The sequence below is a fragment of the Sphingopyxis sp. PET50 genome (assembly GCF_025244705.1).
Lineage (GTDB): Bacteria > Pseudomonadota > Alphaproteobacteria > Sphingomonadales > Sphingomonadaceae > Sphingopyxis.
In genome coordinates this window covers 2680997-2706211 of sequence record NZ_CP104207.1, presented here as the reverse complement: position 1 = coordinate 2706211, position 25215 = coordinate 2680997, and the positions used below count along the sequence as shown (strand labels likewise).

Below are 25215 nucleotides of genomic sequence, written 5' to 3'. Positions count from 1 at the left end.
TGCTCCCCCGCGAAGGCGGGGGACCATCTCCGGTCGGTGCTATCTTGAACCAACAGGAGATGGGTCCCCGCCTTCGCGGGGACACACCATAAAAAGGGAGGAACTCTACCGCTTCTTCACGAACTCCGTCCGCAGCACGAGGCCCTTGATGCCTTCGTAGCGGCAGTCGATTTCCTCGGGGTTGCCCGTCAGGCGGATCGACTTGATGACGGTGCCGACCTTCAGCGTCTGCCCCGCGCCCTTCACCGGCAGGTCCTTGATCAGCACCACCGAATCGCCGTCGCTCAGCACATTGCCGACCGCGTCCTTCGCTTCGGGCAGCGCGTTGGCGGCTTCGGCGCGCGCGCGGGCTTCGCTGGCGGGCAGCCATTCGCCGCTCGCCTCGTCATAGACATAGTCTTCGTCGTCGTTGCTCATGCGGCGTCCCCTGCGCCCGGGCGGAGGCGGGGTCAAGGCCCTTGGCATATCGCCATTCCATGATAGGTTTCTCCCTGAAACCAAAAAATCGGGAGAGCGGACATGCATGATCTGGTGATTCGCGGCGGCACGGTCGTCGACGGAACGGGCGGCGAAGCCTTTGTCGCCGATGTCGCGATCGACGGCGACCGCATCGTCGCGGTCGGGCAGAATCTCGGCGCGGGCCGCGAGGAGATCGACGCCGCGGGCAAGATCGTCACCCCCGGTTTCGTCGACGTCCACACCCATTACGACGGCCAGGCGACGTGGGATGCCGAAATGGCGCCGTCGAGCTGGCACGGCGTCACCACCGTCGTGATGGGCAATTGCGGCGTCGGCTTCGCGCCCGCGCGGCCCGACCGGCATGACTGGCTGATCGGCCTGATGGAAGGGGTCGAGGACATCCCCGGCACCGCGCTCGCCGAAGGCATGTCGTGGGACTGGGAGACCTTCCCCGAATATATGGACGCGCTCGAAAAACTGCCGCGTACGATCGACGTCGCCTGTCACGTCCCGCACGGCGCGGTGCGCGCCTATGTGCTCGGCGACCGCGAACAGCCGGGGGCGGTGCCGACCGCCGAGGACATCGCCGAAATGTCGCGCATCGTCGAGGAAGGCGTCCGCGCCGAGCGCGCTCGGTTTCTCGACCAGCCGCACCGTCATCCACAAGTCGGTCGACGGCGAGGTCGTCCCCGGCACCACCGCGACCGCAGAGGAACTGATCGAGATCGGCCGCGCGATGGGCCGCGTCGGATACGGCGTGTTCGAAATGGCGAGCGACCTCAACCGCGAATGGAACGAGTTCGACTGGATGGGGAAACTCAGCCGCGAAACCGGCCTGCCGGTGACCTTCGCCGCGCTCCAGTCGATCGCCAAGGAACAGCCGCTCGACGAACAGATCGAACGGATGCGCGCCGAAAATGCGAAGGGAGCGAACATCGTCGCGCAGATCGCGCTGCGCGGCAACGGCATCATCATGGCGTGGCGCGGCACGGTGCATCCCTTCCGCTTCCGCAAGTCGTGGCAGGCGATTGCCGACCTTTCGTGGGAGGAGCAGAAGGCGAAGCTGCTCGACCCCATGTTCAAGGCGCGGCTCTTGTCGGAAGAAAACGACTTCACCGGCGCGCCGCAGGACATCATGGGCCTGCTGATGGTCGTCGCGGGCGGCTGGACGATGCAGTTCGAGATGGACGCGGATTTCGACTATGAGCCCGGTCCCGATGCCAGCATCGCCGCGCGCGCCGCCGCCGCCGGGGTCGATCCGGCCGAATATGCCTATGACCTGCTCTGCCGCGACGACGCGGCCGGCTTCGCCTATCTGCCGATCCTCAACTATGCCGACGGCAATCTCGACTTCCTCGAAGCGCTGCAGGACGCGGGCGACACGGTGAACAGCCTGTCCGACGGCGGCGCGCATTGCGGGACGATCTGCGACGCCGCGTCGCCGACCTTCATGCTCCAGCACTGGGTGCGCGATCGCAAGCGCGGCCGCCGCATTCCGCTCGAACGCGCGATCAAGCGCCAGTGCCGCGACACGGCGCTGCTCTATGGGCTCGAGGATCGCGGCCTCGTCGCGCCGGGCTATCTCGCCGATCTCAATGTGATCGATTTCGAGCGCGTGAGGCTTGGCAAGCCCTGGCTCGCCTTCGACCTGCCCGTCGCGGCGGCAAGCGGCTGTTGCAGAAGGCCGACGGCTATGTCGCGACGATCAAGTCGGGAGAGGTGACCTTCCGCGACGGCGCAATGCAGGGGCCGACCCCCGGCGGCGTGATCCGCGGGCCGCAGCGCGTCGAATTGGCGATGGCGGCGGAATAGGCCGCCGCGCGCTAAAGCCCGCTCCCATGCCCCGCATCGCCGTGGCGGATGCTCGGCCGCTTGACGCCATATTCGGCGCCCCAGCGGTCGGTCATCGCGGCGCGCACCGCCCAGAGTTCGGGGAAGAAGCGGTGGCGCGCGCCCGCGTCGAGCAGATCGACCGCGCGGCCGCTGATCGCCTTCGATCCCATGCCGATCGAGCGGTGGACGAGGTAGATGTGGTGGGCGCGGAATTTCTGGAACAGCTCGTCGAATTCGATCAGCGCCTCGGCGACCATATAGGCTTCGTCATGCACATAGCCGGTGTCGTAGATATCGGCGAGGGCGCGACCGGTGGGTTCGAGATAGAGCGCGCGGTAGCGCTCCCACAGCGGTGCGGGCAGCGTCAGCAGCAGCTGGAAACCCGGACTTTCCTGCCCCGATCCGTTGCCGAGCTGGAGCCGGATCGCCTGATAGTCATAGGGGCTCATCGTCTCGATCAGCGCGAGCTGTTCGGTCATCATGCGCAGCAGCATATGGACGCGGCCGAACAGGGTCAGCGCGCGCATGATCTGTCCTTCGGCGAGCAGGCCGTCGATCTCCCCAAGCGTGAAGGCGGCGAGCTTCATCCACAATTCCTCGACCTGATGGACGATCTGGAACTGCAATTCGTCGGGGGTGGCGAGACTGGCAAGCGGTTTCTGGCAGTCGAGCAGGCGGTCGACGGCGAGGTAGACGCCATAATCCTTCATCACGGGGGCTTCGAGGCGGGCGTGGAGGTCGGTCTTGTCGAGCATGGGCTTATCCCTTGCAAAATGGCACGGAGGAACGATCGGCGCGGGCGCGCCAAAGGCTCAACCGCGCGGCATCACCCCCGCCGCGCGGGCGGCGGGGCGAACCCGACTGGCCGAGCCAGAGCAGGGCCGGTGCCGTACTCACCGCGCGAGCAGGTCCGACGGCAGCGTCGGCTCGCCGATGATCAGCGCGAAGCGGCGCCAGATCTCGTCGCGGTCGGGATCGCCGCGCTCGATATAGGCGCGCACGATCTCCTCGCCGAGGCCGTAATTGATCACATAGCTGCGATACTGGTCGGTGAAGGCGACCGACTGTTCGGCGCGGGCGGGCGAGACGAGCAGATATTTTTCGGTCAGCGCGACGGCGGTCGGACGGTCGATTGCGCCGTCGAGATATTGCTGCGCGATCGTCAGCCGCGCCCCGGTCAGCGCCTTCATCGCGTCGAGCAACTGCCAGTAACGGTCGTCCGACGGCGGCTCGATCCCGGCGAGCGGCATCAGTACGTCGCGCTCGGTGTCGGGGCGCGTCTGGCCGGGGAAGGCGAGGTCGATGCCGTAATTGGCGGTGCCCTCGGCGATCAGGCTCTGCGGGCTGTAGAGCGGATAGACGCTGAACTCGATCCAGCCGCGCCCCTTCACCATCTGCTCCTCGAGCTTCATGTTGAGCAGATGATGCCCCGGATAGCCCTCGTGACAGCCGAGGTCGAGCGCGCGCGACAGGCGGATCGGCAGGTCGGTGTTGACCTGGATGATGCTGTGATAGCCGCCCTGGTAATAATTATAGCCGCTCCAGCTCTTGCCGGTGACGAACTGCAGCTCGAAACTGTCGCCCGGCGCCAGCGCGACATGCGCAACGGTGCGGCCGCGGCAGCGCGAGATGGCGGCGTCGAACACGCGCTGCAACCGGTCCTTGGGGATCGTGAAGCGGTCGAGATAGGCCTCGACCCGCGTCGCCAGCGGGCCTTCGCCGGGGACGAGCGCGTCGACCGTCGCGAGCGCGCCGTCATAGCTTGCGAGCGGGCGCAGCACCGGGCGCACGCCGAACAATCGTTCGGCCTCCTCGGCGAAGGAGAAGCGCGCGCCGCCCATCATCATCAGCCGCGTCTCGGCGGCGCGGAGCTGCGCGGCGAGGAAGGCGCGGCGCTGGCGCTCGATCGGGTCGGACAGGTCGGGCGCGATCTCTTCGAGCTTCGCCATCAGCTGGCGGGTCGAAACGAGCAGCGCCTTCTGGTCGCGCGGCGCAGCGATCGAGGCGTCCATCAGCCCCTGCGGCCCGTAATAGGCGTCGATATAGCCCTTCTCGTGCGTCCCGATCTCGAGGCTCAGCGAAACATAGGCGGTCGCGATCGCGTCGACGGTCTGCCCGGCGAGCGCGGCGGTGGCGGGGTCGGTCGCCGCGGCGCGCACCGGCCAGTCGGCGGCGGGGGCGGGCGGGGGCGGCAGGTCGGGGGACGATCCCGACGGCGGCGGCAAGGCGGTCAGGCCGGGAACGATCGTCGCGCGCGGTTCGCCGCTCTCCGTCCGGGCCGCCGCGGGGGCGCCCGATGGCGGCGGCAGCGCGGTCATGCCGGGCACGACCTCGACCCGGCGCACATCGACCTCGGGCACCGATGCCGCGGCGGTCGGTGCGGCGGCTGCGGGCACCGGATCGGCGTTCGGCGCGCGCGACTGTTCCTTGCGCGCTTCGACGCTGCGCTTCATTTCGGGGTCGAGCGCATAGCAGCCCGACAGCGCGGCGGCGGTCAGCAAGGCGAACAGGGGCAAGCGCAGCGGGCGCATCATGCGGTCATATGTCCTTCGGCTTCGCAGGTGTCGCCGACGTCGCCATCGGCGGCGATTTCCCGGTCCGACGCGGCTTCTACCGCGTCGTGCCGCGGGTGCAATGGGGCAAGCCGCAACACCGCATAGCCGGCGAGCGCGGCGACCAGCGATCCCGTCAGGATCCCGATCTTCGCCTCTTCGATCAACCGGGGATCGCCGGGAAAGGCGAGGCTGCCGATGAACAGGCTCATCGTGAAACCGATGCCGCAGAGCAAGGACACGCCATAGACTTGCAGCCAGGTCGCGCCGCGCAGCTTGCCCGCGATGCCCCATTTGACGCTGAGCCAGACGCTCCCGAAAATGCCGATCTGCTTGCCGAGGAACAGCCCCGCCGCGATGCCGAGGGGAAGGGGCGCGAAAAGCTGCTCGGCGGTCAGGCCCGAAAGATCGACCCCGGCATTGGCGAAACCGAACAGGGGCACGATGGCGAAGGCGACCCAGGGGTGCAGCGCATGTTCGAGCCGGTGCAGCGGCGAGGTCGCGCTGTCCGGGGCGCCAGGCGTGCGCTCGAAGGGAATTGCCATCGCTGTGAGCACGCCCGCGATCGTCGCATGGACGCCCGACAGCAGCATCGCATACCACAGCAGCACGAACAGCAGCAGATAGGCGGGCAGGCTTTTGACGCCGAACCGGCCAAGGGCGAACATCGCGCCGAGCACGGCCGCTGCCGCGGCGAGCGCAACGAGGTCGATCTCTGCCGTATAGAAGAGCGCGATGATCGCGACCGCGCCCATATCGTCGACGATCGCGACGGTGACGAGGAAGAGCTTGAGCGAGGTCGGCGCCCGCTTGCCGAGCAGGGCGAGCACCCCGATCGCGAAGGCGATGTCGGTCGCGGCGGGGATCGCCCAGCCCCGCGCGAGGCCCGGCGTGCCCCCGGCGAGAGCCATGTAGATCAGCGCGGGCGCCGCCATGCCCGCCGCCGCCGCGATGAAGGGCAGCCGCCGCCGGTCCCAGCTCGCGAGCCGGCCATCGACGAACTCGCGCTTGATCTCCAGCCCGACGAGCAGGAAGAAGATCGCCATCAGCCCGTCGTTGATCCACAGATGCACCGTCATCGGCCCGAGCTTGTCCGACAGCACCGGGCCGGTCACCGCGTGGATGGCATCATGATAGCTCTCGCCGAGCATGGAATTGGCGACGATCATTGCGAGCGCCGCGGCGGCGATCAGGAGCATGCCGCCTAGCGCTCTCGCTTGCGAGGAAATCACGCAGGGCGCTGGGGCTGGACGGGCGACGGGTCATCGGACGCCCTCCTAGCGCGCGGTGTTTGCGGCGTCACCCTTTTGTCCGCTGCCTGCCTTTTTACTGGTCATCGGCAACTATTGACGGCATGACGTCACAAGGGGATGGGGCATATCATGGGGTTTCAGACCGCAGGACTGGAAACGCTGATCGGGCTGGTCAGTCACGAACTGATGCTGTTCGCATCGGCCGGTATCCTGTTCATCGGGCTCGACGACCTGCTGTTCGATATTCTCTGGATCGTGACGCGCAAGGGCGGCGCGTCTCCGATTTATTTGCGCGATATCGTCCGGCGCGAACCGATATCGGGCCCGCTCGCCATCTTCGTGCCTGCCTGGGACGAGGCGAACGTGCTGCCCGCGATGATCCGCCGTACCCTCGCCGCCTGGCAGGGCGAGGATTTCCGCCTCTATCTTGGCTGCTATCCCAATGATGCCGCGACGCTCTTCGCGGTGTCGCCGCTGGTCGCCGTCGATCCGCGGCTGCGGCTGGTGATCGGCGATGCCGAAGGCCCGACGACCAAGGGCGACAATCTCAACCGGCTGTGGGCGGCAATGGGCGCCGACGAGCGGATCGAGGGGCGGCGTTTCGCCGCCGTCGTGCTGCACGATGCCGAGGATGTGGTGCATTGCGCCGAACTCGCGCTCTATCGCGCCGAATTGTCCCACCATGCGATGGTCCAGATTCCGGTCCTTCCCCTGCTCGGTCTCGGGCAGCAATGGGTGGCGGGTCATTATGCCGACGAATTCGCCGAGGCGCATGGCAAGGATCTCGCGCTGCGCGCCAGGCTGCGCGCACCCCTGCCATCGGCGGGAGTCGGTTGCGCGCTGACGCGCCACGCCCTGACCCTCCTGTCGATCGAGCGCGGCGGCGCCCCTTTTCGTCCCGACAGCCTGACCGAGGATTATGAGATTGGCATCCTCGTCGGTATGCGCGGCCTGGGCACCGCCTTCATCGCGGCGGTCGACGATGCGGGCGACTGGATCGTGTCACGCGGCGCCTTTCCCGCAACGATCGCGACCGCGGTGCGGCAGAAATCGCGCTGGATCGCCGGAATTGCGCTGGCGGGATGGGACCATCTCGGCTGGGCGGGCGGATGGTTCGCGCGCTGGATGCTCTGGCGCGACCGCCGCGCGCCGCTCGCGGCGCTGATCGTCCTCGCCGCCTATGCCGCGCTGCTTGTCGGCGCGCTCGACTGGGCCGGTCATGCACTGCTCGGCTGGCAGGTCCGCCCGCCGGGGCCGACGCTGCAGCTGCTGATGGCGCTGTCGGCGATCCTGCTGCTGTGGCGCCTCGGAATGCGCGGCCATTTCGTGGCGCGCGCCTACGGCTGGCGCCAGGGATTGCGGGCTATCCCGCGGGCCTTCGTCGCCAACATCGTCGCGATGCTCGCGGCGCGCAAGGCGGTGACCGACTATTGGTGGATGTTGCGCTCGGGCCGGGTCGTGTGGGACAAGACCCAGCATGGCGAGAACGACGCGCCGCTCCTCACGGCGCTGCCGCACGGCGCGGAGATCGTGACGGGCGTGACGGCCCTCGGCGCTTCGCGCCGCGACGCGCGCGCGCTGCGTTTCCTGCTGCTCCTGCTCGGTTGCTGGATCCTGGTCCGGGTGATGGCGCATTGGACGCCCGGGCTCCCGCCACCGACCGCGATGCCGCGCGCGCCATGGGAGCGCGAGGCGGCGCCCGCGCCCTGGGTGGCGGCGGAGACGCGCGATCTCGCCTCCGGCCCTGCTTCGTCGCCGGACGCGATACGACGCCCCCGGGGCGATGTCCCGGATGCCCGGTTCGGGCTGGGTCCCGCCGATGCCTCCAAGGCATCCGCACCGGCGGGGGGCGACTGGGACGGATCCGGGCGCCACAAATTGCGGTTTGCCCTGATGGCGCGAATGCTGCCGCCGCCCGGCGGGCGCGTGTTCGGCGCCTTTCCAACGGGCGCGACGAACTGGATGACCGCGCCGGACCAGGCACGCGGCGCGGCGCCGGGTGCGGGACGGCCCTATTGGATGCAGCGCCAGCTTGCCGGCTGGTCGCTCGGGGCCTGGGTCTATGGACGCAGTGGTTCAGGCACCGCGCCCGAAGGTATCGCCGCCGCGGGCCAGCTCGGCGGCAGCCAGGCGGGGGTCCGGTTGGTCTATGGTTTCGGCGATACCGGCCGCACGCGCGCCTATGGCCGGGCGACGCTCGCGCTCGGCGATCCGCGCCAGCGCGAATTGGCCTTGGGCGTCGCCTTCGCCCCTGTCGCCCGCTTGCCGATCGACCTCGCGGTCGAACAGCGCTTCGCAGCCGGCAGGCACGGTCGTACCGCGCTGGCTGTCCTGGTCGGCGGCGGGGTCGGCGACGTCGCGCTGCCGGGGCGCTTCCGCCTTGAAGCCTATGGTCAGGCGGGTGTCGTCGGAGCGCGCCATCGCGACCCCTTCGCCGATGCCGCGGTCGCCGTCGATCGCGAAATCGCGCGCGTGCCGCAAGCTGGCCTGCATCTCGGCGCCTTCGCGGCGGGGGCGGCACAGCCCGGCGCGGCGCGCCTCGACGTCGGCCCGCGGCTGACGGTGCGCCTGCCCGATGTCGGCGAAGGCAGCCGCGTCGCGGTCGACTGGCGGCAGCGGGTGGCGGGCGATGCCCGGCCCGACGATGGCCTTGCCGTGACCTTCGCCGCCGACTTCTGATTTTCGCCCTTTTTGTGCGCCGCGGCGATTCCCCAGGAAGATAAACTGGTCTAGGGTCGATGCAGCGCCCGTGTCCTGGGCGTCAATTCGCATTCGGGGCCCATGGATCTCTACCTTCCTGTCGCCAATTTGTCGGTCAATGCGCTGGTCATCATCCTGCTCGGCGGCGGGGTGGGGTTCCTGTCGGGCATGTTCGGCGTCGGCGGGGGCTTTCTGACCACGCCGTTGCTCATTTTCTATGGCATTCCCCCGACCGTCGCCGCGGCTTCGGCGGCGACGCAGGTGACGGGCGCCAGCGTATCGGGCGCTCTCGCGCATTTCGAGCGCGACGGGGTCGATGTGCGGATGGGCGTGGTGCTGATCGCCGGCGGGCTGATCGGCTCGCTGATCGGAGCGGGCCTGTTCCAACTGCTTACCGACTGGGGCCAGATCGATACGGTGATCAACATCCTCTACGTCGCGCTGCTCGGCACGGTGGGCGGCTTCATGGCGCGTGAGGCGCTCGGCGCGCTGCGCGCTGCGCGCGCGGGCCTCCCCGCTCCGGCGCGCAAGCGGCGCCACCATCCGATGGTCGCCAACCTGCCGCTGCGCTGGCGCTTCTATCGCTCGGGCCTCTACATCTCGCCGCTCGCGCCGCTGCTCCTCGGTGCGGCGGTCGGTGTCCTCACCATGCTGCTCGGGGTCGGCGGCGGCTTCATCATGGTGCCGGCGATGCTCTATCTGCTCGGCATGGGGACGCAGGTTGTTGTCGGTACCTCGCTGTTCCAGATCCTGTTCGTCACCATCGCGACGACGATGGTCCATGCGATGACCACCGGCGCGGTCGATATCGTGCTCGCTGGACTGCTGCTGATCGGCAGCGTCACGGGCGCGCAAGTGGGCGCGCGCTTCGCGCAAAAGGTGAAGCCCGAATATCTGCGCATGGCGCTGGCGGTGATCGTGCTGCTCGTCGCGTTGCGCATGGCGGTCGACCTGTTCATCCGCCCCGAAGAAATCTACACCGTCCAATGATCCGCGCGCGTGCCCTGCTGCTGTTCGCTGCCACGATCTTCGCGATCGCTCCCGCGCGCGCCGACGATCCGCGGCTGGTTCCCGACGTGTCGAGCCGCGCGATCGACATCCAGTACAGCTTCACCGGCGAGGAACTGCTGTTGTTCGGCGCGATCCTCTATCCGGACCAGCGCCTGCCCGACGACCGCGCCGACATCGTCGTGGTGCTGAAGGGGCCGGTGCGCCCGATCATATTGCGCGAGAAGAAACGGGTCGCGGGCATCTGGGTCAACGCCAACAGCATCCGCCTGCGTACGTCGCCCGGCTTTTACGCGATCGGATCGTCACGGCCGATCGACAAGCTGGTCGACGAGCGCACCGCGGCGATCTTCGAGCTCGGCCTTACCAATCTGTCGATGTCGCCGACCGGCTTTTCGGAGAGCCGGAAGCTCGAGCGCTTCGAAAACGGGTTGATCGACCTTTATCGTCGCCTCGGGCTGTTCTACGAAAATCCGGCGGCGGTGGAAATCAGCGAAGGCGTACTCTATCGCGCCCGCATCCCGGTTCCCGCGCGCGTGCCCGTCGGTACCTATCGCGCCGAAACCTTCCTCATCAGCAAGGGCCGCGTGCTCGCGGTCGCCTCGCGCAATGTCGAGATTCGCAAGGCGGGTTTCGAACGCTTCGTCGCGCTCGCCGCACAGCGTCACGGCTTCCTTTACGGCCTTGCTGCTGTCGCGCTGTCGCTGCTGCTCGGCTATGCCGCCTCGGCGGCCTTCAAGCGTCGGTGATGCCAGCATAAGCGCTTTCTTTACCATCCGATGCGATACCGGTGTCCGGGTCGCGACAAGGATACAGGCGGGGCATTGCGATGGATATGCAAGGTGGTGGGTATAGGGCCGGGGAACCGGCGCCAGCGCAGCATGTCCGGCTCGCGGGCGGCGTGGCCGCCGCCGCGCCGCTGAACCCGGCCGCGGTGCATCACCGCGACGAGCTGCTGATCGGCGAGGTCATCGATATTTCGGGTTCGGCCTCGCGCATCCTGCTCGACGCGGCGGCGCTGCAGCGCCTGTCGGAATCGGGCGACCCGGCGGTCGCCATGGCCGGTCAGGTCGGCGCGCAGGTCAAGGTGCGGGTCGGCAATGTCTGGCTGCTCGCCAGCATTCGCGACCAGCAACTGCACGAACATGGGCAGGGGCTGATCGTCGCCTCGATCGACTTCCTCGGCGAAGGCGACGAGGAGAAGATCACGGGCCGAATCCACAATTTCCGCCGCGGCGTGACGCGCTATCCGGTGCCGGGGAGCCCGGCCTATGCCGCGACAAGCGCCGACCTCAAGCAGATATACGCCGCAGACGACCGCGCGCATGTCGAGATCGGCACCGTCTATCCGACCAAGGATATCCGCGGCTCGCTCTATGTCGACGCGATGCTCGGCAAGCATTTCGCGCTGCTCGGCTCGACCGGCACCGGCAAATCGACCAGCGCCGCGCTGATCCTGCACAAGATCTGCGAGCTCGCGCCGCAGGGTCATATCGTGATGATCGACCCGCACGGCGAATATTCGGCTGCGTTCAAGGGCACCGGCGCGCTGTTCGACGTCGACAATCTGGCGATGCCCTATTGGCTGATGAATTTCGAGGAACATTGCGAGGTGTTCGTCACCAGCGAGGGCCGCGACCGGCAAGGCGATTGCGACGTGCTCGCCAAATGCCTGCTCCAGGCGCGGCAGAAGAACCGGCTGGCCGAGGGCATGACCAAGCTGACGGTCGATTCGCCGATCCCCTATCTGCTCTCCGACCTGCTCAACATATTGCAGAACGAGATGGGCAAGCTCGACAAGGCCACGTCGAGCGCGCCCTTCATGCGCATCAAGGGCAAGATCGAGGAAATGCGCGCCGACCCGCGCTATAATTTCATGTTCTCGGGGATGCTCGTCGCCGACACGATGGCGAGCTTCATCGGCAAGATTTTCCGCCTGCCGTCCGATGGCTAAGCCGATCTCGATCATCGACGTGTCGGGGGTTCCTTCGGACATCACCGCGGTCGTGGTCGCGGTGCTCTCGCGCCTGACGTTCGACTATGCGATCTGGTCACGCGGCGAACCGCAACGCCCGATCCTGCTCGTCTGCGAGGAGGCGCATCGCTACATCCCGTCGAAGGACGTCGGACAGGGCCAGGCGGTCCGCAAGATCCTCGAACGGATCGCCAAGGAAGGCCGTAAATATGGCGTGTCGCTGGGGCTGATCACGCAGCGTCCGTCGGACCTGGCCGAAGGCGTGCTGTCGCAGTGCGGCACGATCATCTCGATGCGCCTCAACAACGAGCGCGACCAGCATTTCGTGAAGGCGGCGATGCCCGAAGGCGCGCGCGGCTTCATCGATTCGATCCCGGCGCTGCGCAACCGCGAATGCATCATCTGCGGCGAAGGCGTGTCGATCCCGATCCGCGTCTATCTCGACACGCTCGAGGAGGACAAGCGCCCGGCATCGAGCGACCCGCTCTTCTCGAAACTGTGGCGCGAGGCGGGCGGCGAGGCCGAAATCCTCGACCGCGTCGTCAAGCGCTGGCGCAGTCAGGGCAGGTAACAACCATCGTCATTGCGAGGAGCCGAAGGCGACGCGGCAATCCAGAGTAGCGTAAACCCGCTCTGGATTGCTTCGCTACGCTCGCAATGACGAAGCTTTTGTCCGCTGCCGTCAGTTCGCAGGCGGTTCCCACAATTCGATCGGATTGCCCTCCGGATCGAACACCCGCGCGAAACGTCCGACCGCGGGGTCGTCCCACTCGGGCTTGGTGATGATCTCGTCATCTGCCTCGCGGAACGGCGCCAGCACCGCGTCGAGATCGTCGACCCGCAGATTGACCATATATTGCTTGTCGGCCGGGAAATAGTCGGTCTCGGCCTTGAAGGGGGCGAAGACGACCGGTCCGGCGGTGACGGCCCAGGTCCATTCGTCGACCGGGCCGTCCTCGGCGCTGCACCCGGCGCCGACGCCCAGCCGCTCGCGATACCAGGCGTTCAGCGCGTCGGGGTCGCGCGCCCGGAAAAACAGCCCGCCGATGCCCTTTACATGACCCATGGCAACCTCCCTGCGCTAGGGATACCAGCCTAGGCTGATCGGGTCAGCGAATCCACTCCCCGCTCTTGTTATACTCCTCGCGCACCTGCCCCGACTGGTTGAGCCGCGGGTCGGCGTAGGTCTTCGCGGGCGCGGCGGGCGCCGCCACCGGCGTGCCGATCGGCCGTTCGGCCTGCGCCATCGCCTGCGGGGTCGGCGCCGGGGCGACATCGGGAAGCGGGGCCAGGGTGCCGCTGCCTTCGGGCAGCAGCGTGGTCGCCGCGCCGCCCTGACCGCGCAGCACCGCGAGTTGCTGCGCCACCGGCGTATAGGGACCCGGCACCGGCTCGCGGCCCAGATAGGGGGCGCGGAACGCATCGGGCATCCCCCAGCGCCCGCGCCAGCGGTGAAAGATATGCGCGCCGACGATATTGGTCATCACCAGGCTCTTCCCCCAGCGCGGCCAGATCGCCTGCGTGTGATAATGGGTGGCGAGGCCGACGCCCGGGAAGACATGACCGTTCAGCGCCGCCGACGCGACTCGGCTCGCACGCAGCCAGTTGGGCTTGCTCGGCGCGCGTGCCATCGCGCCGTCGCAACTGAAGGTGAACTGGCACACGCCGACGCGCTGCGACCCCTGGAACACGACGCCGCACACGGTGTTGGGAAAGCTCGGGTGGCGGACGCGGTTGAGGATCGTCTGCGCGACGCCGCGCATGCCGTCGTCGCTTTCCGACGCGGCCTCGTAATAGATGGCGGCGGTCAGGCAATAATGGGCGCGCTCGCGGTCGAGCGCGGTGACGCCGCGAAACACATAGGGCGTGGCGGCGGGGCCGACGAAGGCTTCCTGCTGCAATTTCGAGGGATCGGCCGGGGGGAGGGCGGTCGCATCGGCAAAGCCGACGCTGGCCGGATCGGGCAGCGTCGGGTCGATTTTCAGCGCCGCCTCATAATCCTCCGCATTCATGATCGCCCAGCGCGTGGGGTCATAGGGTTTGAAATCGAGCGGTACGCTGACGCTATAGGGTCCGGGCACATAGGCGCGCAGCTGGCCGGTCGTCGCGACGAGCGCAAGGCACGCGAACAGGCTGGCGAGCGCCAGCCCGATCCACCAGCGCCGTTTCGGCCCGCGCGTGGGCTCGGCCGCCGGATCGAGCCAGGGCGATTGGGCGCGGAGGTTGAGTTCGGGCTTCATTCGCGGATCGACGTCTCTTGACCCGCCCGCGCGACCGATTCGCGCAGGACGGGCAGCCTGTCTTATGCGCCGAGGTGCGAACAAAATGTTGCGCGGCGGGCGGGGTGTCCCTCCAAGGGACAGGTTGGGCGGATCATGTGAAGACTGCTCCGCCTGCGGAAGGGGAGCCATGATGGCGAATCCTCCCGCTCCATTCCCCCTTGCCCGAATCCTCGCGACCGCCTATATGCGCCCTACTTCTTGACATGGTTAGCCAGTTGGGACGTCGGGGCCGCGGGCCGCGGCGGCTGTTTCTGCATGGCTTTCCGACCGACCGCTTTGAAAGACCCGCTTGGCCGATCTCGACGTCCTGAATGCGATCATCGCCCCCGAAGCCGAAGCCCTCGGCCTCGCGCTGGTGCGCGTTGCTTTCTTTGGCGGCGAGAGCGATCCGACGCTGCAGGTGATGGCCGAGCGTCCCGACACCCGCCAGCTGACGATCGACGATTGCGCCGACCTGTCGCGCCGCATCTCGGACCGGCTCGACGCGCTCGAGGAAGCGGGCAAGGACCCGATCGACGTCGCCTACCGGCTCGAAGTGTCGTCGCCGGGCATCGACCGCCCGCTGACCCGCCGCGCCGACTTCGCCGACTGGGCGGGGCACGAGGCGAAGGTTTCGCTGAAGGAAAAGCGCGACGGACGTCAGCGTTTCAACGGCGAACTGATCGGCATCGACGACGAAGGCGTCGTGACCATCGAGGACAAGGAAGGGGTGCAGCACCGCCTGCCGTTCGACGCGATCGACACGGCCAAGCTGGTTCTCACCGACAAATTGATTGCCGCAACCGTCCCGCTCTCGATCGAGGGCGCCGACGAAATGGAAGAAGAAGGACAGGACTGATGGCCACTGCCATTTCCGCCAACAAGGCCGAACTGCTTGCGATCGCCAATTCGGTCGCCAGCGAGAAGATGATCGACAAGACGATCGTCATCGAGGCGATCGAGGAAGCGATCCAGCGCGCCGCCCGCGCGCGCTACGGCGCCGAGAACGACATCCGCGCCAAGCTCGATCCGCAGACCGGCGACCTGCGCCTGTGGCGCGTCGTCGAGGTCGTCGAGCAGGTCGAGGATTATTTCAAGCAGGTCGACCTCGCCGCGGGCCAGAAGCTGCAGAAGGACGCCAAGATCGGCGACTTCATCGTCGACCCGCTGCCCGCGGTCGACCTCGGCCGCATCGACGCCCAGTCGGCGAAGCAGGTGATCTTCCAGAAGGTCCGCGAAGCCGATCGCGAGCGCCAGTATCAGGAATTCAAGGACCGCGCGGGCGAGATCATCACCGGCGTCGTCAAGTCGGTCGAATTCGGCCACATCGTCGTCAACCTCGGCCGCGCCGAGGGCGTCATCCGCCGCGACCAGCAGATTCCGCGCGAACTGATGCGCGTCGGCGACCGCGTCCGCGCGATCATCCTGTCGGTGCGCAGCGAAACGCGCGGTCCCCAGATTTTCCTGTCCCGCGCGCACCCCGACTTCATGAAGAAACTGTTCGCGCAGGAAGTGCCCGAAATCTATGACGGCATCATCGAGATCAAGGCCGCCGCGCGCGATCCGGGCAGCCGTGCCAAGATCGGCGTCATCAGCTATGACGGCAGCATCGACCCCGTCGGCGCCTGCGTCGGCATGAAGGGCAGCCGCGTCCAGGCGGTCGTCCAGGAAATGCAGGGCGAAAAGATCGACATCATCCCCTGGTCCGAGGATACCGCGACCTTCGTCGTCAACGCGCTCCAGCCGGCGACGGTGCAGCGCGTCGTGATCGACGAGGATGACGGCCGCATCGAAGTCGTCGTTCCCGACGACCAGCTCAGCCTCGCCATCGGCCGCCGCGGCCAGAATGTCCGACTCGCCAGCCAGCTCACCGGCAGCCAGATCGACATCATGACCGAAGCCGATGCGAGCGAGAAGCGCCAGCGCGAATTCGTCGAACGCTCGACGATGTTCCAGGAAGAACTCGATGTCGACGAAACGCTCGCGCAGTTGCTCGTCGCCGAGGGCTTCAGCGAGCTCGAGGAAGTCGCTTACGTCCCGCTCGACGAACTGGCTGGCATCGAAGGCTTCGACGAGGAACTCGGCCAGGAACTGCAGAGCCGCGCGACCGAAGCGCTCGAACGCCGCGAGGAAGCCGCGCGCGAGGAACGCCGCGCGCTCGGCGTCGAGGACGACCTCGCGACGATGCCGCACCTGACCGAGGCGATGCTCGTCGTGCTCGGCAAGGCCGGGATCAAGACGCTCGACGACCTCGCCGACCTTGCGACCGACGAACTGATCGCCAAGAAGAGGCAGGACAATCGCCGTGGCCCGTCGCGCGGCGACCGTCCCGAGGACAAGGGCGGCGTGCTCGGCGAATATGGCCTGTCGGAAGAGCAGGGCAACGAGATCATCATGGCGGCGCGTGCGCACTGGTTTGCGGACGAGCCCGAAGCCGGGGAGGCCGCCGATGCGGACCCCGCGCAATGATCAGCTAAGCGAAACCGACCGCGCAAAGGGGCGCGGCCACCATGTGCCCGAGCGGCGCTGCGTGATCACCGGCGAGGTGTCGCCGGCGGAGCGGCTCGTGCGCCTGGCGCTCGGCCCCGATGGCCAGATCGCGCCCGATGTTCATGCCAAGGCGCCCGGTCGCGGTGCCTGGATCGGCATCGACCGCCCGACGCTCGAAGCCGCGCAGGCCAAGGGCAAGCTCAAGGGCGGGCTCGCGCGGGCGCTGCACGAGGGGCAGTTCACGATTCCCGACGACCTCGGCGCGCGCATCGAGACGCAGCTTGCCCGCGCGACGCTCGACCGGCTCGGGCTCGAAGCGCGGTCGGGCACGCTGATCAGCGGCAGCGACAAGATCGAGCAGGCGGCGCGGCGCGGGCAGGTTCGCTTGCTCCTTCACGCCAGCGATGCCGGCGAGGATGGGCGCAAGAAACTGGCGCAGGCCTGGCGCGTCGGCGAGGATGATGAGGGCTCGGGCCGCGAGGGGCACGTCTTGCCGGTGGACCGGAACGCCCTATCTATGGCATTGGGACGGGAGAATGCGGTGCATCTGGCGTTGACCGACGCCCGCGCCGCGGCCCGCGTGCTGGCGCATTTGAGCCGCTGGCAGTTTTTCACGGGATGGAGTAGGGACGCGGCCAACCGCGATTCCGACCCGCTTGGCCTGTCGTCCGACGACGGGGCAGAAAATGGGGCGGCGCCACAGGGCACCGCCGCTTCGGACGCGTTTTGAAGGAATGATGGTTTTCGATGAGTGACGAACAGGACAAACCGACCCTTAGCCGCAAGCCGCTCGGGCTGAAGCGGACGGTCGAGGCCGGACAGGTGCAGCAGCAATTCAGCCACGGCCGCCGCAACACGGTGGTGGTCGAGGTGAAGCGCCGCCGCGTGCTCGGCCGTCCCGGCGAAGCCGCGCCCGAACCGGTGGCCGAAGAGGTCGTCGAAGCGGCGCCCGCACCCGCCCCGGCTCCGGCGCCCGCCCCGGCCCCCAAGCCGGCGCCGCGCGCCACCGAAAACGACAGCCTGATGTCGCGTCAGGAACGCCAGGCGCAGCTGCTGCGCGAGGCGGAGGAAGCGCGCATGGCCGCGCTCGAGGAAACGCGCCGCCGCGAAGAGGCTGCGCGTGCCCGCGCCGCCGAGGAGGAAAAGGCCCGCGCCGAACAGGCCGCTGCGACGCCTGCCCCGGCTCCCGAATCTGCGTCGGCTCCCGCCGCCGAAGCCGCACCTGCCGAAGCGCCCGCCGCCAAGGCCGACGAGGGCGAGGCCCCTTCACGCCCCGCGACAACCACCAGCGCCGCCCCCGCGCCGCGCCGCTTCACGCCCGTGGAGGCGCCGAAGCGCCCGGAACCGAAGCGGCCCGAACCCAAGACCGGCCGCGGCACCGACAATCGCCGCCAGTCGGGCAAGCTGACCGTCACCCGCGCGCTCAACGAGGATGAAGGCGCCCGCGCGCGCAGCCTCGCGGCGCTCAAGCGCGCGCGCGAAAAGGAAAAAAGATCGCACACCAGCTTCTCGGGCCCGCGCGAGAAGCAGGTCCGCGAAGTCGTCGTGCCCGAAAGCATCACGGTGCAGGAACTCGCGAACCGCATGGCCGAAAAGGGCAGCGACCTGGTCAAGGCGCTGTTCAAGATGGGCAGCCCGGTGACGATCAACCAGACGATCGACCAGGACACCGCCGAACTGCTCGTCACCGAATTCGGGCACGAGATCAAGCGCGTCAGCGAAGGCGACATCGACATCCGCCACGACGAGGATGTCGACGATGCCGAGCATCTGAAGCCGCGCGCCCCGGTCGTGACGATCATGGGCCATGTCGATCACGGCAAGACCTCGCTGCTCGACGCGCTGCGCGGGGCCAATGTCGTCGCGGGCGAAGCCGGCGGGATCACCCAGCATATCGGCGCCTATCAGGTGACGACTCCCGACGGCAGCCTGGTGACCTTCCTCGACACCCCCGGTCACGAGGCGTTCACCGAGATGCGCCAGCGCGGCGCGAACGTCACCGACATCGTCATCCTGGTGGTCGCCGCCGACGACGGGCTCAAGCCCCAGTCGATCGAGGCGATCAAGCATGCGAAGGCGGCCTAGCGTGCCGATCATCGTCGCGATCAACAAGGTCGACAAGGAAGGCGCCAACCCGCAGCGCGTCCGCGAACGCCTGCTCGAACATGAGCTGGTGGTCGAGGAAATGGGCGGCGACGTCCAGAATGTCGAAGTGTCGGCGCTCAAGAAGACCGGCCTCGACAAATTGCTCGAAGCGATCGCGGTGCAGGCCGAAATCATGGAGCTCAAGGCCAACCCCGACCGCGCCGCCGAAGGCACGGTGATCGAGGCCAAGCTCGACAAGGGCCGCGGTCCGGTGGCGACGATCCTCGTCCGCCGCGGCACGCTCAAGGTCGGCGACATCTTCGTTTGCGGCGCCGAAAGCGGCCGCGTCCGCGCGCTGATCGACGACAAGGGCCAGCAGATCAAGGCGGCGACGCCCTCGATGCCGGTCGAGGTCCTCGGCCTCGGCGGCGTTCCGATGGCGGGTGACATTCTCACCGTCGTCGAGAACGAGGCGCGCGCCCGCGAGGTCGCGGCCTATCGCCAGGAACAGGCGCTCAAGAAGCGGACCGCGCAGGCGCCGGTCAGCCTCGAAGGCATGTTCTCGGCGCTCGCCGACAAGGCCAATGTCATCGAATATCCGGTGGTCGTGAAGGGCGACGTGCAGGGCAGCGTCGAGGCGATCGTCAACGCGCTGAACAAGCTGTCGACCGACGAGATCCGCGTCCGCGTGCTCCATTCGGGCGCCGGTGCGATTACCGAAAGCGACGTGACGCTGGCGGCGGCGAGCAAGGCGCCGATCATCGGCTTCAACGTCCGGCCCAACGCCAAGGCGCGCGAGATCGCGAACCGCGAAAAGGTGCGCTTCCTCTATTATGACGTCATCTATCACCTGACCGCCGATGTCGCGAAGGAGATGGCGGGCGAACTGGGTCCCGAACGCATCGAAAATGTCGTCGGCCGCGCCGAGGTCAAGGAAGTCTTCCCGGCCGGCAAGCGCGACAAGGCGGCAGGCTTGCTCGTCCTCGAAGGGCTCATCCGCAAGGGGCTGCACGCACGCCTCACGCGCGACGACGTCATCGTCTCGGCGACGACCATCGCGTCGCTGCGCCGCTTCAAGGACGACGTCGCCGAAGTGCGCGCCGGGCTCGAATGCGGTGTCGTGTTGCAGGATACCAACGACATCAAGCCGGGCGATCACCTCGAAGTCTTCGAAGTCGAACTGCGCGAACGGACGCTGTAACGGGCGTCCGCTCCGTACAGCGGTGGAGGCGGCATGATGGCGCGCTACGTCGCCCTGTTCGGCAGCATCAACGTCGGCGGCAACCGGCTGAAGATGGTCGACCTGCGCTCGGCCTTCGAGGCCGAAGGCTTCAGCAATGTCGAGACCGTCGTGGCGAGCGGCAATGTGCTGTTCGACCATGACGCGCGGCCGACGCCGGGCCTCGAGGAAAAGCTGGCGATGATGGTCTATGACCGTTTCGACATGACGAGCGCGGTCGTCGTGCGCGACCGCGACGAGCTGGCTTCGGGCGTGTCGGACAATCCCTTCGCCGGCACGAACGAGGACCGGATCGTCCACACCATGTTCCTGACCGATCGGCCGAGCCGGGAACAGTTCGACCGGCTGGTCGGCGATCACATGGGCCGCGGCGGCGAGAAACTCGCGCTCGGCAATCGCATGCTGTTCATCGATTTCGGCGACGGCGTGGCGGACAGCAAGCTGACGGGCGGCTTCATCGAAAGGCGCTTGGGCTGCAAGGGCACCGCGCGTAACATGCGCTCGATCGCGCGCATTGTCGCGAAACTGGACGAAGAGAAGAAGACGAAGTGAAGAAGGGCGAAAATCAGGGACCGTCGGTCCGCGTGCTGCGCGTCGGCGAGCAGGTGCGCCATGTGCTGAGCGAGATCATCGCGCGCGGCGACGTGCACGACGATGTGCTGACCAAGCAGCCGGTCAGCATCACCGAAGTGCGCATGTCCCCCGACCTGCGCCACGCGACGGTGTTCGTGAAGCCCCTGCTCGGCAAGGACGAGGAAGCGGTGCTGAAGGCGCTGCGCACCAACACCGCCTATCTGCAAAAGAGCGTCGCGGCGAAGGTGCGGATGAAATATGCCGCGAAACTGAAATTCCTCGCCGACGAAAGCTTCGACGAGGCAAGCCACATCGAAAAATTGCTGCGCGACCCGAAGGTGGCGCGCGATCTGGAGGACAGGGACGCCGAATGACCGGCCGCTGGATCGCCGTGGTCAGCGCGACCTTGATTGCGATCGCGGTTGCCCTCGGCTTTTCGTTCTCCGGCGGCGATGAAGAATGGCATGTGGCGCGGGGCGCGCTCGACGCCGATTGCAACAATAGCGGAGCCAATCCCGACGGCAGCGTCCAGTTCATGGTTCCGTGCCCCCGGTCGGCAACATCGCCTGACGGACGCTGGAAAGTCGTTCAAACAGCCGGCGACCGGCGGCGAAGAGGAAATCTACGACGTTCGGATCGAGGATGTGCGCGGTCGCATCATTGGCTCGGTTCCTGCGATCAATGACAGCATGCCGTTCGTTCTGCGGTGGTCGCCGCGGCGCGACTGGTTCCTGATCAACCACTGGCTGGGGTCGGGTCTGGAGCAGCCGCGCGTCTTCCAGATTACCCCGTCCGGAGTGATTGAGCATCGGGATCACCTTCGGGCTGGCCTCGCCCAGGCGCACCGCATTTCTCCGTGCCTTCCCGTCGACAAGTTGGAAGCATCCGGCAGCGGCCTCAAATGGTCGCGCGATGGGCGGCGGCTCGCATGGGTCTATGTGACGCGCCCCGACATGTGCGTCTTCTATGGCGACATGTCGGGTCCCATCCCCGCCGACAAGCAATGGAAACCGTTTCTGATGATCTCGGATGTCGACACCGGCGGGGTCGTCGCGGGCTCGATCCGCCTGCTGCCGGGCGATGGCAAATGGGATTTCCCGACCGATGGACCCTATGCGGATTTCTGACGCGCAGCGCCCTATTTCCCCTTCAGCGTCTTGATCCCCGCCGCCTGCTCCAGCTCGACCAGCGCTTCCTCCAGATAGTCGATCATCCGCTGCGCATGCGGGACGCTCCGCCGGCACGCGGTGATGCCGAAGTCGATATTCCTGAAATTCGACACCTGGGTGATGTTCATCGCCATGCCGTCGACAGGGATGCTGGCGGGATACATGCCGTCGAGCCGTGCGCCGTTCCAGTACATCTGCTCGCGCGGGCCCGGCACGTTGGAGATGGTCACCGAATAGGCCGGGAACTTGTCGGCGGTGCGGGTCAGCGCGGTCAGCATCATCGGGAAACTGGTGATCGCCATATAGAGCTGGATTTGCCCCGCGGTCATCGCGCGCAGCTGCGCCTTCGCCGAATCCATCGACGCCTGGATCGCCTTCATGCGCTCGGCCGGGTCGTCGATATTGGTCGCGAGGTTCGCGGTCACCGACGCGACCGAATTGCCCGAATCGACGTCTCCCTTCGGTCGGATTGACACCGGCGCCATGGCTTTCAGCGGCTTGTCGGGCAGCTCGTTCAGCGATTGCAGATATTTGCGCATCGCCCCCGCGCACATGCCCAGCACCGCGTCGTTGATCGTCCCGTCATAGGCCTTGCCCACCGCGCGCACGCGCTCCAGCGACCAGCTTTGCGCGACGAAGCGGCGCGCGCCGGTGATGTTGCGGTTGAAGCTGGTGCGCGGCACGCCGACGAAGGGCGTGGTCAGCCCGTCGCCGCCGATCCCGAACATCGCCGCGGCATATTGGTTGAGCGCCTTGGTCACCCCGACGCTGTTGCCCCACTGCTCCTTCAGGAAATCGCCGATCACCTTGATGTCGAGCAGATTGGGGCGCGGCGGCTTCTTTGGCGAAGGGAACTGGCGCTTATATGCCTCATAGGCCTCGACCGACAGCGGCGACGCGGCGCGCCGTTCCTTGGGGTCCGCCGACAGCATCGAATTGTAGAAATGGATGCTCGCCGCGCCGTCCATCAGCGCATGATGCACCTTCTTGAAGGTCGCGATCTGCCGGTTCGGCAGGCCGGAAATCAGCGTGATCTCCCACAAGGGCCGGGTGCGGTCGAGCAGCCCCGAATGGAGCCGCGAAGCGAGCTCGAACATCTCGCGATAACGCCCCGGCTTGGGCAGGGCGGAGGCGCGGACATGGTAATGCATGTCGATGTCGCGGTCGGGTTCGAGCCGGATCGGGCCGTACTGGCCGAGCGGGGTCAGTTTCAGAACCTCGCTGAACGGCCGCCGCAATCCTTCGGACTGGCGGAGCAGGGCGAGCTGTTCGTTGAGCCATTCGGTCTCGTCGACATCGTCGGGCAGGGTGTAGAGGTTGATGCCGCCGATATGCATCGGCATCTCGCGGCTTTCGCCCACCAGGAACATCGCATCGCTGATCGGCATCAGACGCATCGGCAGCTCTCCCCGCTGTTTGTGCTGCGTTAATTGTGCGCAGCATGACAGGGGTACGGGGGGAGTCAAGCGGGCCAGCCGGTCGGCGCCACGCGAACGCATTGCCAAGCGCCGCGCAGTTGCTATTCCCGACCCGCAACGGGTGGAGACAGCGATATGCGTATCGGGAACATGGTTTTTGGGGTGCTGATCGCCGCTGCGCTGATGCTCGGCACACCCGCGTGGGCGAAGGACAAGGCGGCGCAGCCCGGCCTCACGGTGATGATGGGTGAAAGCTGGATATTTCGCATCGACAATGGCCAGCCGGTCGACGCGCGGCGCGCAGCGGCAGGCGACAAGCCTGCGGCGGCCGAATTGATGGTCGAGATGAAGGCGTCGAACGGCACGATGCTCACCGTCACCAACAATGGCGAGACATGGTATAATTACCGCGCCTTCCTTACGAGCGGCCCGGACAAGAAGGGGCAGCCGACGAGCGTTTGCACCTTGATGGGCGGCGGGCGCTTTGCATTCGAAATGTGGCCCAATGCGATTCCGGCGATCCGCATTTCCGATTTCGAGCCGACCGACGAAGGCGGGATGGTCTGCCGCTGATGGCCAAGCTCTATTTCTACTATGCCAGCATGAATGCCGGCAAATCGACGACGCTGCTGCAGGCGGATTTCAACTATCGCGAGCGCGGCATGGAAACGATGCTGTGGACCGCGGCGCTCGACGACCGTTATGGTGCGGGGCAGGTGACGAGCCGCATCGGGCTGATGGCGACCGCGCACAAGTTTGACCCCGACAGCGACATCGGCGCCGCGGTGCTCGCCGAGCACCGCCAGCGCCCGCTCGCCTGCGTGCTCGTCGACGAGGCACAGTTCCTGTCGAAGGACCAGGTGTTCCAGCTCGCGGCGCTCGCCGACGAGGCGAATATCCCGGTGCTCTGCTACGGCCTGCGTACCGATTTTTCGGCCGAGCTGTTTCCGGGTTCGGCGGCGCTGCTCGGCATCGCCGACGCGCTCGTCGAGCTCAAGGCGGTGTGCGAATGCGGGCGCAAGGCGACGATGAACCTGCGCGTCGATGCCGAAGGCCGCGCGGTGGTAGAAGGCGCGCAGACCGAGATCGGCGGCAACGACCGCTATGTCGCGATGTGCCGGCGGCATTTCATGGCCAAGCGGCGCGAGGCTGCGGCGACGCTGGCCGATGCTTGACCGGCTCTACGTCGAACTCGCCGACGGCGACCTGCGGCTCGTCAAGCTCGCCGAGCCCCACCGCGAGGCGCTCCGCGCCGCCTGCGCCGCCGATGCCGACATCTGGCCGATCTATTCGTCGAGCTTCGATCCCGACCATTTCGATACGAGCTTCGATACGCTGATCGGCCACGCCAGCCGCATGCCCTATGCGATCATCGGCGGCGACCGCCTCGTCGGCATGACCGCCTGGCTGCGTCCCGATGTCTCGGCCGAGACGGTCGAGATCGGCAACAGCTATCTCCACCCCGACGTGCGCGGCACCGGCTTCAACGGGCGATTGAAGAGGCTGATGATCGACCATGCCTTCGCGGTCGGCATCCGCCGCATCGAATTTCGCATCGACGAGCGCAACAAGCGCAGCCAGGCCGCGGTCGCCAAGCTCGGCTGCACCAAGGAAGGCACGCTGCGGTCGGAGCGTATCACATGGACCGGCCATGTGCGCGATACCGCGCTGTGGTCGCTGCTGGCGGGGGAGTGGCGAAAGCGTTAGGGTCAGCACCGGTTCAGACTCACCCCGCTATGGAGTCGCGCATCATGAAACAGAAACTCGCACTCTCCCTGGCCGCCTTGCTGCTCCCCCTTTCGGCAGCAGCGGCCGACGAGCCCGCCCCCAAATCCGCCGCCGCGCCGCGCGAAATCGGCGTCGAGGCCAGCATCGCCTTTCCCGCCTATGGCACCGTCCGCAATTTCGAGGCCGACGGCGACGACGGCGTGTGGATCGAGGATCAGCGCCGCGACTGGTATTATGCCAAGCTCACCGGCTATTGCCCCGACCTCGATTTCGTCCAGTCGATCGGCATCGACACGCGCGGCACGTCGCGGCTCGACAAGTTCGGCGCGATCATCGTCAAAGGCCAGCGCTGCGCCATCACCTCCTTCGTCACCGCCGAAAAGCCGCTGCCGCGCAAGGAACGGCTGAAACTGGCGAAAGAGGCGAAGGAAGCTGCGAAGGCGTCCGACTCGAATTGACGCTCGCGGCGCG

Annotated in this window: 20 protein-coding genes and 4 pseudogenes; 17 read left to right on the top strand and 7 right to left on the bottom strand. The window is 67.1% G+C overall.

Annotated features, from left to right (window positions below):
- Positions 1-105 precede the first annotated feature (105 nt).
- Positions 106-417 carry an alkylphosphonate utilization protein gene (locus N0A20_RS14175; RefSeq protein ID WP_260580999.1) on the bottom strand — a complete coding sequence of 104 codons (312 nt, stop codon included), beginning with the start codon at positions 415-417 and terminating at the stop codon, positions 106-108.
- A gap of 102 nt (positions 418-519) precedes the next feature.
- On the opposite strand from N0A20_RS14175, the pseudogene N0A20_RS14170 reads away from it, so the two are divergent.
- Positions 520-2182 (top strand): annotated as a pseudogene (locus N0A20_RS14170) (N-acyl-D-amino-acid deacylase family protein).
- Entirely contained in the window at positions 2134-2271 is a 138-nt protein-coding gene (locus N0A20_RS20775; RefSeq protein WP_409574687.1) for a hypothetical protein, read from the top strand. Before N0A20_RS14170 ends, N0A20_RS20775 begins: the two are co-directional and overlap by 49 nt.
- 11 nt (positions 2272-2282) lie before the next feature.
- On the opposite strand, the gene N0A20_RS14165 is transcribed toward N0A20_RS20775, so the two are convergent.
- From N0A20_RS14165 to nhaA, 3 genes and pseudogenes are all read right to left on the bottom strand, one after another.
- Positions 2283-3047, bottom strand: coding sequence for a tryptophan 2,3-dioxygenase family protein (locus tag N0A20_RS14165; RefSeq protein ID WP_260580998.1), 765 nt, complete (start codon positions 3045-3047; stop codon positions 2283-2285).
- A 138-nt stretch (positions 3048-3185) separates the two neighbouring features.
- A complete protein-coding gene (locus N0A20_RS14160; RefSeq protein ID WP_260580997.1) occupies positions 3186-4826 on the bottom strand; it encodes a hypothetical protein in 1641 nt (546 codons plus the stop codon).
- Positions 4823-6110, bottom strand: a pseudogene (nhaA, locus tag N0A20_RS14155) (Na+/H+ antiporter NhaA). The gene N0A20_RS14160 and the pseudogene nhaA overlap by 4 nt, the downstream one beginning before the upstream one ends.
- A gap of 116 nt (positions 6111-6226) precedes the next feature.
- Here nhaA and N0A20_RS14150 point away from each other — a divergent pair.
- From N0A20_RS14150 to N0A20_RS14135, 4 genes and pseudogenes are all read left to right on the top strand, one after another.
- Positions 6227-8776 carry a glycosyl transferase family protein gene (locus N0A20_RS14150; RefSeq protein WP_260580995.1) on the top strand — a complete coding sequence of 850 codons (2550 nt, stop codon included), beginning with the start codon at positions 6227-6229 and terminating at the stop codon, positions 8774-8776.
- A gap of 102 nt (positions 8777-8878) precedes the next feature.
- A complete protein-coding gene (locus N0A20_RS14145; RefSeq protein ID WP_260580994.1) occupies positions 8879-9787 on the top strand; it encodes a sulfite exporter TauE/SafE family protein in 909 nt (302 codons plus the stop codon).
- Positions 9784-10554, top strand: a complete 771-nt coding sequence (locus N0A20_RS14140; protein WP_260580993.1) for a TIGR02186 family protein — start codon at positions 9784-9786, stop codon at positions 10552-10554. Before N0A20_RS14145 ends, N0A20_RS14140 begins: the two co-directional genes overlap by 4 nt.
- A gap of 80 nt (positions 10555-10634) precedes the next feature.
- A pseudogene (locus N0A20_RS14135) lies at positions 10635-12351 on the top strand (ATP-binding protein).
- A gap of 111 nt (positions 12352-12462) precedes the next feature.
- Here the strand turns inward: N0A20_RS14135 and N0A20_RS14130 are convergent.
- Together N0A20_RS14130 and N0A20_RS14125 are read right to left on the bottom strand one after the other, a co-directional pair.
- The gene (locus N0A20_RS14130) at positions 12463-12846 is read right to left on the bottom strand and encodes a VOC family protein (RefSeq protein ID WP_260580992.1); all 384 of its coding nucleotides are present in this window, start codon (positions 12844-12846) and stop codon (positions 12463-12465) included.
- Between the two features lie 43 nt (positions 12847-12889).
- A complete protein-coding gene (locus N0A20_RS14125) occupies positions 12890-14020 on the bottom strand; it encodes a cell wall hydrolase (protein WP_260580991.1) in 1131 nt (376 codons plus the stop codon).
- A gap of 331 nt (positions 14021-14351) precedes the next feature.
- Here N0A20_RS14125 and rimP point away from each other — a divergent pair, with 331 nt between their 5' ends.
- The 7 genes and pseudogenes from rimP (at position 14352) to N0A20_RS14090 (ending at position 21556) form a co-directional block, all read left to right on the top strand.
- Positions 14352-14900, top strand: coding sequence for a ribosome maturation protein RimP (gene rimP, locus N0A20_RS14120; protein ID WP_260580990.1), 549 nt, complete (start codon positions 14352-14354; stop codon positions 14898-14900).
- Complete coding sequence (gene nusA / locus N0A20_RS14115; RefSeq protein WP_260580989.1) at positions 14900-16510, top strand: transcription termination factor NusA; 1611 nt, start codon at positions 14900-14902, stop codon at positions 16508-16510. The genes rimP and nusA overlap by 1 nt, the downstream gene beginning before the upstream one ends.
- Positions 16491-17261 (top strand): DUF448 domain-containing protein, encoded by a 771-nt coding sequence (locus N0A20_RS14110; protein ID WP_260580988.1) that lies wholly within the window; start codon positions 16491-16493, stop codon positions 17259-17261. Before nusA ends, N0A20_RS14110 begins: the two co-directional genes overlap by 20 nt.
- Positions 17262-17278: 17 nt before the next feature.
- Positions 17279-19817 (top strand): annotated as a pseudogene (gene infB / locus N0A20_RS14105) (translation initiation factor IF-2).
- 33 nt (positions 19818-19850) lie between these two features.
- Positions 19851-20408: a DUF1697 domain-containing protein gene (locus tag N0A20_RS14100; RefSeq protein ID WP_260580987.1), complete on the top strand. Its 558-nt coding sequence runs from the start codon at positions 19851-19853 to the stop codon at positions 20406-20408.
- Entirely contained in the window at positions 20405-20803 is a 399-nt protein-coding gene (gene rbfA / locus N0A20_RS14095; RefSeq protein ID WP_260580986.1) for a 30S ribosome-binding factor RbfA, read from the top strand. The genes N0A20_RS14100 and rbfA overlap by 4 nt, the downstream gene beginning before the upstream one ends.
- A gap of 90 nt (positions 20804-20893) precedes the next feature.
- A complete protein-coding gene (locus N0A20_RS14090) occupies positions 20894-21556 on the top strand; it encodes a hypothetical protein (RefSeq protein ID WP_260580985.1) in 663 nt (220 codons plus the stop codon).
- Between the two features lie 11 nt (positions 21557-21567).
- Here the strand turns inward: N0A20_RS14090 and N0A20_RS14085 are convergent, their stop codons facing one another.
- Entirely contained in the window at positions 21568-22995 is a 1428-nt protein-coding gene (locus N0A20_RS14085; protein ID WP_260580984.1) for a WS/DGAT/MGAT family O-acyltransferase, read from the bottom strand.
- Between the two features lie 156 nt (positions 22996-23151).
- Here N0A20_RS14085 and N0A20_RS14080 point away from each other — a divergent pair, with 156 nt between their 5' ends.
- The 4 genes from N0A20_RS14080 to N0A20_RS14065 are packed head-to-tail and all read left to right on the top strand — an operon-like array spanning position 23152 to position 25202.
- Positions 23152-23589 carry a hypothetical protein gene (locus N0A20_RS14080; RefSeq protein WP_260580982.1) on the top strand — a complete coding sequence of 146 codons (438 nt, stop codon included), beginning with the start codon at positions 23152-23154 and terminating at the stop codon, positions 23587-23589.
- Positions 23589-24191, top strand: coding sequence for a thymidine kinase (locus tag N0A20_RS14075; RefSeq protein ID WP_260580981.1), 603 nt, complete (start codon positions 23589-23591; stop codon positions 24189-24191). Before N0A20_RS14080 ends, N0A20_RS14075 begins: the two co-directional genes overlap by 1 nt.
- Positions 24184-24723, top strand: coding sequence for a GNAT family N-acetyltransferase (locus N0A20_RS14070; RefSeq protein ID WP_260580980.1), 540 nt, complete (start codon positions 24184-24186; stop codon positions 24721-24723). Before N0A20_RS14075 ends, N0A20_RS14070 begins: the two co-directional genes overlap by 8 nt.
- A 44-nt stretch (positions 24724-24767) precedes the next feature.
- The gene (locus N0A20_RS14065; RefSeq protein ID WP_260580978.1) at positions 24768-25202 is read left to right on the top strand and encodes a DUF6491 family protein; all 435 of its coding nucleotides are present in this window, start codon (positions 24768-24770) and stop codon (positions 25200-25202) included.
- The last annotated feature ends 13 nt before the right edge of the window (positions 25203-25215 follow it).

Bases quoted from the DNA above. Each gene is read 5' to 3' on its own strand.
- N0A20_RS14175 (WP_260580999.1), bottom strand. From the start codon at position 417: ATGAGCAACGACGACGAAGACTATGTCTATGACGAGGCGAGCGGCGAA.
- N0A20_RS14165 (WP_260580998.1), bottom strand. From the start codon at position 3,047: ATGCTCGACAAGACCGACCTCCACGCCCGCCTCGAAGCCCCCGTGATG.
- N0A20_RS14160 (WP_260580997.1), bottom strand. From the start codon at position 4,826: ATGATGCGCCCGCTGCGCTTGCCCCTGTTCGCCTTGCTGACCGCCGCC.
- N0A20_RS14150 (WP_260580995.1), top strand. From the start codon at position 6,227: ATGGGGTTTCAGACCGCAGGACTGGAAACGCTGATCGGGCTGGTCAGT.
- N0A20_RS14145 (WP_260580994.1), top strand. From the start codon at position 8,879: ATGGATCTCTACCTTCCTGTCGCCAATTTGTCGGTCAATGCGCTGGTC.
- N0A20_RS14140 (WP_260580993.1), top strand. From the start codon at position 9,784: ATGATCCGCGCGCGTGCCCTGCTGCTGTTCGCTGCCACGATCTTCGCG.
- N0A20_RS14130 (WP_260580992.1), bottom strand. From the start codon at position 12,846: ATGGGTCATGTAAAGGGCATCGGCGGGCTGTTTTTCCGGGCGCGCGAC.
- N0A20_RS14125 (WP_260580991.1), bottom strand. From the start codon at position 14,020: ATGAAGCCCGAACTCAACCTCCGCGCCCAATCGCCCTGGCTCGATCCG.
- nusA (WP_260580989.1), top strand. From the start codon at position 14,900: ATGGCCACTGCCATTTCCGCCAACAAGGCCGAACTGCTTGCGATCGCC.
- N0A20_RS14110 (WP_260580988.1), top strand. From the start codon at position 16,491: ATGCGGACCCCGCGCAATGATCAGCTAAGCGAAACCGACCGCGCAAAG.
- N0A20_RS14100 (WP_260580987.1), top strand. From the start codon at position 19,851: ATGATGGCGCGCTACGTCGCCCTGTTCGGCAGCATCAACGTCGGCGGC.
- N0A20_RS14090 (WP_260580985.1), top strand. From the start codon at position 20,894: ATGTGGCGCGGGGCGCGCTCGACGCCGATTGCAACAATAGCGGAGCCA.
- N0A20_RS14085 (WP_260580984.1), bottom strand. From the start codon at position 22,995: ATGCGTCTGATGCCGATCAGCGATGCGATGTTCCTGGTGGGCGAAAGC.
- N0A20_RS14080 (WP_260580982.1), top strand. From the start codon at position 23,152: ATGCGTATCGGGAACATGGTTTTTGGGGTGCTGATCGCCGCTGCGCTG.
- N0A20_RS14075 (WP_260580981.1), top strand. From the start codon at position 23,589: ATGGCCAAGCTCTATTTCTACTATGCCAGCATGAATGCCGGCAAATCG.
- N0A20_RS14070 (WP_260580980.1), top strand. From the start codon at position 24,184: ATGCTTGACCGGCTCTACGTCGAACTCGCCGACGGCGACCTGCGGCTC.
- N0A20_RS14065 (WP_260580978.1), top strand. From the start codon at position 24,768: ATGAAACAGAAACTCGCACTCTCCCTGGCCGCCTTGCTGCTCCCCCTT.